This is a genomic window from Streptomyces katrae (genome assembly GCF_000966975.1).
GTDB lineage: Bacteria > Actinomycetota > Actinomycetes > Streptomycetales > Streptomycetaceae > Streptomyces > Streptomyces katrae.
On the sequence record NZ_JZWV01001804.1, the window covers coordinates 1 to 338 of the forward strand.

Here is a 338-nt window from a genome sequence, read left to right on the forward strand (position 1 = left end):
GTTTCCCCCCTCAGGAAGGCGGCGGCCGTCGGGCGGCCCGCCAGGAGGTCCTCCAGGCCGCTCACCAGGTCCTCGCGGCGGGCGCCGACCACGGCGGACCGGAGGTCCAGGGCGGCCCGGGGTGCCAGGGAGAGGGCCACGTCACGGGGGTGGAGGTCCGGGTGGGCGGCGAGGTGGGCCAGGATGCGTCCGGCCTGCGCGCGCAGCGCCGCCGGGTCCTTGGCGGACAGCGGCCAGACGACGGCCGTCTCGGTGGCCGGTGCGTCCTCGGCGGCGCGGCGCGGCTCCGGGTCCGCGTGCGGTGCGGGTTCCTCGATGACGACGTGGGCGTTGGTGCC

1 protein-coding gene is annotated in these 338 nt (G+C 78.7%); it reads right to left on the reverse strand.

The features are described from left to right. A partial coding sequence (locus tag VR44_RS40650; RefSeq protein ID WP_045952735.1) for a CurL C-terminal domain-containing protein occupies positions 1-338 on the reverse strand: 338 nt, incomplete at both ends.